Annotated in this window: 6 protein-coding genes and 1 pseudogene; 2 read left to right on the top strand and 5 right to left on the bottom strand. The window is 48.9% G+C overall.

What is annotated here, in order from left to right; all coding sequences use genetic code 11:
* Both ACLTD4_RS21960 and ACLTD4_RS21955 read left to right on the top strand, forming a co-directional pair.
* A pseudogene (locus ACLTD4_RS21960) lies at positions 1-351 on the top strand (WYL domain-containing protein); the annotation flags it as partial.
* The gene (locus ACLTD4_RS21955; RefSeq protein WP_117624204.1) at positions 341-1357 is read left to right on the top strand and encodes a WYL domain-containing protein; all 1017 of its coding nucleotides are present in this window, start codon (positions 341-343) and stop codon (positions 1355-1357) included. The pseudogene ACLTD4_RS21960 and the gene ACLTD4_RS21955, both read left to right, overlap by 11 nt.
* Positions 1358-2697: 1340 nt before the next feature.
* On the opposite strand, the gene ACLTD4_RS21950 is transcribed toward ACLTD4_RS21955, so the two are convergent.
* The 5 genes from ACLTD4_RS21950 to ACLTD4_RS21930 form a co-directional block, all read right to left on the bottom strand.
* Positions 2698-4236 (bottom strand): sensor histidine kinase, encoded by a 1539-nt coding sequence (locus tag ACLTD4_RS21950; protein WP_055656904.1) that lies wholly within the window; start codon positions 4234-4236, stop codon positions 2698-2700.
* Positions 4233-4910 (bottom strand): response regulator transcription factor, encoded by a 678-nt coding sequence (locus ACLTD4_RS21945; RefSeq protein WP_002602206.1) that lies wholly within the window; start codon positions 4908-4910, stop codon positions 4233-4235. Before ACLTD4_RS21945 ends, ACLTD4_RS21950 begins: the two co-directional genes overlap by 4 nt.
* Positions 4911-5011: 101 nt before the next feature.
* Entirely contained in the window at positions 5012-6244 is a 1233-nt protein-coding gene (locus ACLTD4_RS21940) for an MFS transporter (RefSeq protein WP_117624205.1), read from the bottom strand.
* A 67-nt stretch (positions 6245-6311) separates the two neighbouring features.
* The gene (locus tag ACLTD4_RS21935) at positions 6312-6965 is read right to left on the bottom strand and encodes a TetR/AcrR family transcriptional regulator (protein WP_117624206.1); all 654 of its coding nucleotides are present in this window, start codon (positions 6963-6965) and stop codon (positions 6312-6314) included.
* Between the two features lie 95 nt (positions 6966-7060).
* A complete protein-coding gene (locus ACLTD4_RS21930) occupies positions 7061-7936 on the bottom strand; it encodes an HAD-IIA family hydrolase (protein ID WP_181988734.1) in 876 nt (291 codons plus the stop codon).
* Positions 7937-7946: the final 10 nt, after the last annotated feature.

Genomic DNA, 7946 nt, shown 5'->3' with positions numbered 1-7946 from the left:
TCGATTTCTTTTACGCTGTCTCTGGATGAAGAGCGGGGGGCTCACATTATCGGCCGTCTGGAACGGGAGGGCCGCGGCGGTACCATAACGCGGCTGGATCACGGCATCTGGAGCTACACGCGGGAGTGTTTTGACTGCAACGAGATGATGCCGTGGGTCAAAACATTTACAGGACGAATTCTCTCCTTTTCCTGCTCCAATTCCATGATTGAAAAGAAATTCTTCCGGGATATGGATCGCATGGCGAAGATGTATGCGGAAAGTCCCCCTCACTTACATTCAGCGGAATGGGCGGAAAATCCCCCTCGCTTGTCATCGTCGGAATCGGAGGTGAACAAGGATGGAATCTGAACTGTTTTCTGAAATCTATAACTGTTACTTTCTGGTCGTCCGGCGGATTCTGGACGAGGCCGCGGAACACGGACTGTCAGAAAGCGACTTAAACCGTATTGCGGATACATACGGCTATGAGGAAAGTGCCCTTGCCATCGTCCCGAAGCTGGTGAGCGGGGAATGGAGTTTACTCGTCAAGTCGCCGGAGGGGCCGTCCGGCAAGCCGCTCTTTTACTCCCGGGTAAAGGCACCGGAGCCGCTGCCGCTGACCGGGCTCCAGCGTTCCTGGCTGAAAGCCGTCTCCGCTGATCCCAGATTTCGCCTGTTCTTTACTGATGAGGAGTGCAGGAAGCTGGATCTTGCGTTAAGAAATGTCCAGCCGTTGTTTTATCCGGAGGACTTTTCTTATTTTGACCAGTATTCCGACGGAGACGGGTATGAACTCGATTCATACCGGGAGCATTTTCAAGCGATTCTGGAAGGGATCCGGGAGAACCGGATCCTGGCCATCGATTACTTTTCGGCAAAAAACCACTTAACTACATTCCGATACCTTCCCTGCCGGCTCGAATACTCTGCCAGGGACGACAAATTCCGTCTCATGGCAGTCCGGGTTCGGAAGGATGACAGCTTAAGCCGTCTGACTATCCTGAATCTGTCGCGGATCATGCGGATTAAAGATACTGGAAAATCCCTGGAGCTCCGGCCCGATATCGATGCCTGCTTAGAACACTCCCTCTGCCGGGAACCTGTGGTCCTGGAAATATCCAATGAGCGCAATGCGCTGGAACGGACCATGCTTCATTTCGCCTGCTACAAGAAACGGACGGAAAAGCTGGGTGACTCCGGTAAGTACCTCTGCCGGATCTATTACAGCAGAGATGTGGAGACGGAGCTGTTGATACAGATTCTCTCCTTCGGACCAGTGGTAAAGGTGCTGGGGCCGGAAAGCTTTCTGAAACAGGTGAAGGAACGGGTGGAGAGGCAGCAGCGGCTGTTTGCGAAAGACTGCAGTAACCCGTAATAAAATTTTACGCGTTGCGGACAAGATGACAGCACTTGCTTTATCTTGTCAGGACGGGAAGATCATTTCAGGACAGGAAGAACACTCCCGGACAGAACGATCGCTTCAGGACAGGAAGATCACTCCCAGCTGAGCGGCCGCAGCCAGCGAAGCTTGTGTTTCGGAAGCTTCAACCAGAAACATTGCCGAAAGACTAAATTTAAAAAGGGGCTTGAAAAAAACAAGCCCCCAGTGTATAATTTACTTAGAAGTAATCAAAGAGACTGTGATTCGTCTGATGATGTCGCTTCAGATATCTAGTGTAATTTTTAGTTACATAGCTATCCTCTAGGGCAATAGAGGATAGCTATTTTCTATTCTGATGAATCTCTATGTAAGTCAGTGCTGCAAATATCACCAGCACTAATGTCAACACTTCAAGTGTATTCATATTACATTTCCCCCTTCGCCAATTCTCGCGAAAGCAGCAAACCGGATTTTCATAACAGCATTGTCATCCGGCCGCTGTCCGTGGCATACCAGCTTCTGAAGGGCATCATCAGGCTATCCTCTGACTTCTATTCAATTATACAGATCTATTTTATCATATCTCGGAATGTATTACAATAAATAGTTGTGTATAAAACCTTTTTACAATGTAATCAAATAAGGGCGCAGGTGGGAAGACAGCTGCTGCTGTTATTTCAATCCACGCCCGGTGATTTCGCATAATGCGGCTGAATTTTATAGATATCTGACTTGTTTGCATGCCAGCAGAGAATTCTCGTTTGTTTTAAAAAAGGGGCTTGAAAAAAACAAGCCCCCAGTGTATAATTTACTTAGAAGTAATCAAAGAGACTGTGATTCGTCTGATGATGTCGCTTCAGATATCTAGTGTAATTTTTAGTTACATAGCTATCCTCTAGGGCAATAGAGGATAGCTATTTTCTATTCTGATGAATCTCTATGTAAGTCAGTGCTGCAAATATCACCAGCACTAATGTCAACACTTCAAGTGTATTCATATTACATTTCCCCCTTCGCCAATTCTCGCGAAAGCAGCAAACCGAATTTTCATAACAGCATTGCCAGCCGGCCGCTGTCCGTGGTATATCCAGCTTCTGAGGGGAATCATCAGGCTATCCTCTGACTTCTATTCAATTATACAAATTTATTTTATCATATCCCGGATTACCTTACAACTACTATACGTATTTATAACTCATATTATATGTCAGGCGGTACCGCCATTCCTCACCGCCTGACACTGGTATAACGTATCATAAGCCCTTGTGCATAGAGTGCCTGATGCGAATATCAGGCACTCTATGCACAAGGGCTTACAATACATTATACCAGATCTATCCCTGTTCCCTATAACAATCCAGCGTAAACCAGAACTCCACTCCGCCTTCCACATTTCTCACTCCGCAGGCCTTTCTGTGTGAGTCCATGATCGCCTTCACGATCGACAGCCCGATTCCGCTGCCGCCGTATTCCCTCGTATGAGACTTATCCACCTTATAGAACTTCGTCCACAGATTAGGGATATCCTCATCCGGGATATTATTTCCTGTGTTAAATACCGTGACGAGAGCTTCCTCCCCGTTGTCTTCTACAGTGATGACGATCTTTTTCTCGCCGGCCAGATGATTCAGCGCATTATTCAAATAGTTTGTCACTACCTCTTCGATCTTAAACTCATCCGCGCATACGTAGACCGGACCGCAGTCCTCTAAGTGCACCTCCGCTTCCTTCTGCTGAATCAGAATACCTGCGGACGTGATTACTCCGCGGACTAAGTCAGTTAAGTCAAACCGGTCCATGACCGGGGCGTCGTTGCCGGCCTCCAGCGCTGACAGGGTCAGGAGCTGGCGCACCATCTTATTCATCTTATTGGCCTCATCCATGATGACTTCACAGTAATAATCCCTGCTCTCCGGGTCCTCTGCCATCCCTTCCGTCAGGCCTTCCGCGTACCCCTGAATCAGTGCGATCGGCGTCTTCAGCTCATGGGACACGTTGGCTATGAAATCCTTACGCATCTCATCGACCTTGATCTTTTCCTCGATGTCCTGCTGCAGCTCCGTGTTGGCCGTTCTCAGCTGACCGATGGTCTCCTTCAGCGTATCGGACAGACGGTTCATGCTGTTCCCCAGCACACCAATCTCATCCTCCGCCTGGCCTGTGTATTTGGCATCGAAATCCAGATTGGACATCTTCTCCGACAGATTCGCAAGCTGGAGAATCGGGGAGGTGATCTTTTTCGTGGTAAAGTAGATAAACACACTTCCCACAAACAGCGCCGCGATTCCCACGTATGCCAGGAAACGGTTGGCCAGATCCACGCTCTCCCGGATACTGGCCAGCGGCGTAGACATCAGAAAGATGGTCGCATTATCTGAAAAATACCCCCAGCTCTCCAGATAATAAGAATCGGAGCGCTTGTCATACGTCTTCTGGATAAAATAATTGTCGTGGGTCTTTAAAATACTGACCTTGGGCATGTCCTTGCCAAAAATATACCCCTGAACCCGGCTGGACAAGTAGTCACGCTCCCCCGTATTGGAGATCAGAACCTGATCGGTGGCGCTGTCCATCAGCACGATGTTCATATTATATTTTTCACCGAGGACCCGGAACATCTGCTGGACCGGACCTTCATTCTCACGGTTCGGATCATAGGTGCTCTTAAAATACTCGAATATATCGGTGCCCTTTTTTTCGGTTTCCGTAACGATCCGGTCGATTCCGTTGTATGCCTTTTCCAGTGTGGCTACCTTGTCCATGGTATAAAAGCTTTCCAGGAACCAGTTGTTCACACACCAGGTAGCAATCAGCACGAATGCCATCAGCCCTACGAAAATCATGGCAAAGCGGGCTTTTATGGAATGTCTCATTCAGTCACCTCGAATTTATAGCCCATTCCCCAGATGGTCCTGATATAGTCCCCTTTCTCTCCCATCTTGCTCCGGAGCTTCTTTACATGGGTATCGATCGTCCTCGCATCTCCGAAGTAATCGTAATTCCACACATTATTAAGAATCTTCTCTCTCGAAAGGGCAATTCCCTGGTTCTCTACAAAATACGTCAGAAGCTCAAATTCCTTATAGCTCAAATCAATGTTCTGACCGTCGATCGTAACCTGATGCGCCGCCTTATCAATGCGGATTCCTCCGATCTCGATTAAGTCGGAAGAGACGGCGTTGCTTCTTCGTAAGATCGCTTCCACGCGCGCCACCAGTATCTTCGGGCTGAACGGCTTGGAAATGTATTCGTCCACACCCAGGTTGAAGCCCTGCAGCTCGTCGCGCTCCTCGCTTCTGGCCGTCAGCATAATGATCGGCACCTGGGAATATTTTCTGATCGTTCTGCATGTCTCCCAGCCATCCATCTTCGGCATCATCACATCCAGAATAATCAGTGCAATATCCTTCTGCTCGAAAAACAGATCCACCGCCTCTTCACCGTTGGAAGCCTCGAGCACCGTAAATCCCTTAACACTCAAGAAATCCTTTACCAGCTTTCTCATTCTGGCCTCGTCATCTACTACTAATATCTTCAACTGTTCCATGATAACCTCCTGAACTGTAAGCCATTTTCTGATTATTATTGTAACAAAACGGCCGGATAAATTCTACATTTTCACAGAGATTTCACATAAAACAGCGGTATTTACGCCTCTGCGTTCCGTAATGTCCTCTTGGCCGCATACGCCAGCATCATGCTGATCACGGTTCCAACCAAAACCACCACCCATGGACTGCCGGAAAACAGCTCAAAGAGTCCGCCATACATCGCCTGGCCGACGGGCAGCGCACAGACGCAGATGGTGGATACGAATGCGCCGACTTTCCCCAGCATATGAACCGGCGTGCTCTTCTGAATAAAGGTCTGCGCCGCAATGGTAAATAACGCAGCAAAGCCCATTCCGATCATAACAGAAGTAAGAAGAACCGCATAAATCATCTTCCCAGGAGCCTGGAACAGCAGAATCAGAATCACCGGTATCAAAAGCAACGGCGTCCCCAACAGGAAATAGTGGGAATGCTTAAACGGAATCTTCTTCCCTGCCAGACCGGATACCAGCCCGCCGAGAATCGAGCCCATCCCCATGGCCGCCTCGGCAAATCCATAAGCCTGCGCCGACATGCCTAAATATATTTTAACCAGATACGGCAGACCTATGATAAAGAGGGCAGATAAGAAGAGATTGATTCCTGCAACCACGATGAGCAGCTTAAAAAGACAGGTATTTTCCCTGATTAAGTAAGTGACGGCTCCCTTTAAATCGAGAAGTGCCATACGCACCGGTGATCCATCGGCCTCTCTCTTCTCGTGAGGGATACGCAGAAACAGTTCCATCACCGCCGATAAGAAAAAACAGACCGCGCTGGCCGCGAGTATAGGCTTCACACCCCCAATCCCGTACAGCATCCCGGCCAGGATCGGCCCCAGCAGGCCTGCAAGCGCCTGGACCTGCATCACTATCCCGTTAGCCGCCATCAATTGCTCCTGGGAAGCCAGAAGCGGGATGCTGGCCTGAACAGACGGCTGGTAAAATGCCTGGATCAGAGTCAGCAGAATCATAAAGATCGTGACAGCAGCCAGATTCCCCGCACTCCCATAAACCGCATCATAAAACACGATCAGTCCGGCCGTTACAAAATCCAGAATCGTCATGATCTTCTGCTTCGGAAGACGGTCCGCCAAAACACCGCCGAACGGTGACAGCAGCACCGTAGGAATCATGGATACGGCCAGAATCGTACCAAACACCGCAGCCGATCCCGTAACCTCCAGAACATACAGTGAAAGTGAAAAACGCAGAATCGCATTGCCGAACAGCGAAATAATCTGTCCCAGAATCATAATCGTAAAGTCTCGTTGAAACAGGCGTGAATTCATATTTTTATATTCTCCTTATTTTTAATACCGACGGTTGGTATGTATAACTGTAAAAAGAAGGGCGGGATTACGCCCACCCTGGCTGTTCTTTTATTACCTCATCAAAATAACAGATGAAAGCTTCTTTTATGCGGTCATCGATAACCGGAATGCCCATCTTCTCACAGAATTCCTGGTAATAATCGACCTTTACAAGAAAATCCTCTCTGTTTTCCGCGTACATGCCCACCCACACATTCATCAGAATCATCATCATCTCAGACAGTTCCTTGGACCGTGTGGCAGAAATGGAGCCATCCCGGATTCCCTCCTCAATCAGATCTGCGATAAACGGCGCAGAATCATGTATGGTGGAATCCAGAATCAGGGTACGGAGCCTCGGGTTATCCCTGTTGGTATACGGCATCAGCTTATCCAGCTCAAATTTTTTATTATCCGTAAACAGATAATAAAAGATCTCCTTCAGCTTTTCCAGGCCATTTAAAGATGGGTCCAGCCGAATATCCATAAACCACCCGGCCTCGTCGTAGTAGACATCGGTCAGCCGGTCCATAATCTCTTCCTTTGACTTAAAGTGGTGGTAGACCGCTCCCTTCGACATTCCCAGTGCACTTACAATATCCTGGATCGTCGTATGCTCATATCCCTTCTCCCGGAACAATGCGCGGGACACATCCAGGATCTTCTGAACGGTCTCCTCCGGATACTTATTACGCGCCATAATCTCCCCTCCTCTTACATACATACCGCCGGTATGTTTATAGTAACAGAAGTAAATTCAAATGTCAAGTTCAGTTTCCAGGCAGGATACTGCTCTCAGTTACAGTTCACATCCCTGTCGGCCTCTACTTCCCGATGAGTCCTCAGCAGCTCCCCCATCTCCTTCAAAGAAAGATACACGCCATCCGGGACGATCTCCGCCCCCTCCAGATCCTCCCTCTTCGTTTCCCCGGTCAGCACCAGCATTCCCACGGCGCCATTGTTCACACCGGTGGCCACGTCTGTGTACAGGCGGTCGCCCACGAAGGCGATACGATCCCTGTCCACTCCTGTTTTCTTCAGGATCATTTCCACGGTCTCGGGGAAAGGCTTACCGACGTATCTCGGCTGCTTTCCCGTAGACAGGGAGATGGCCGCGCAGAATGCGCCGCAGTCCGGGATAAAGCCTTCTTCCGTAGGGCAGTTGATATCCAGATGGGTTGCCAGGAATTCGGCTCCGTTCCTGATATAGGTACACGCCCGCTCCAGCTTTTCGTAGGTCAGGGTCAGATCGAAACCGATTACCACCACGTCCGGCATCTCCTGCGTCAGACGGATTCCCTCCTCCCGAAAGCTCTCCTCCAGAGCCGGTGTGCCGACCAGATACACGGAGCAGTCCGCATAGCAGCTCTTTAAGTACTGGATCATCACATCTCCGGAGGTCATAATCTGCTCCCGGCCGATTATGCAGTTCATCCCCTTCAGTTTTTCAAGATAGACCTTCGGTGATTTTGAAGAATTGTTCGTAAAAAACAGGTATCTGCGCCCCGTTTCCTCCACGGTCTTTAAAAAGTCCAGCGCTCCGTCCAGAATCCGGTCACCCAGATAAAAGGTACCATCCATGTCCAGGACAAATAATTCTGTTTTATTAAGCAATTCTGTTTTATTAAGCAATTCTGTTTTTTCAAGCAGTGCAGTTCTCTGTTCCTTCAACGACTTATTT

This window comes from Hungatella sp. (assembly GCF_046966825.1).
Note: the sequence above shows the minus strand (reverse complement) of the source record. Positions and strands in the feature narration are given on the sequence as shown.

What these genes read in the sequence shown, in the direction of transcription:
- ACLTD4_RS21940 (WP_117624205.1), bottom strand. Translation starts at nt 6,244, where the DNA reads ATGAATTCACGCCTGTTTCAACGAGACTTTACGATTATGATTCTGGGA.
- ACLTD4_RS21950 (WP_055656904.1), bottom strand. Translation starts at nt 4,236, where the DNA reads ATGAGACATTCCATAAAAGCCCGCTTTGCCATGATTTTCGTAGGGCTG.
- ACLTD4_RS21955 (WP_117624204.1), top strand. Translation starts at nt 341, where the DNA reads ATGGAATCTGAACTGTTTTCTGAAATCTATAACTGTTACTTTCTGGTC.
- ACLTD4_RS21945 (WP_002602206.1), bottom strand. Translation starts at nt 4,910, where the DNA reads ATGGAACAGTTGAAGATATTAGTAGTAGATGACGAGGCCAGAATGAGA.
- ACLTD4_RS21935 (WP_117624206.1), bottom strand. Translation starts at nt 6,965, where the DNA reads ATGGCGCGTAATAAGTATCCGGAGGAGACCGTTCAGAAGATCCTGGAT.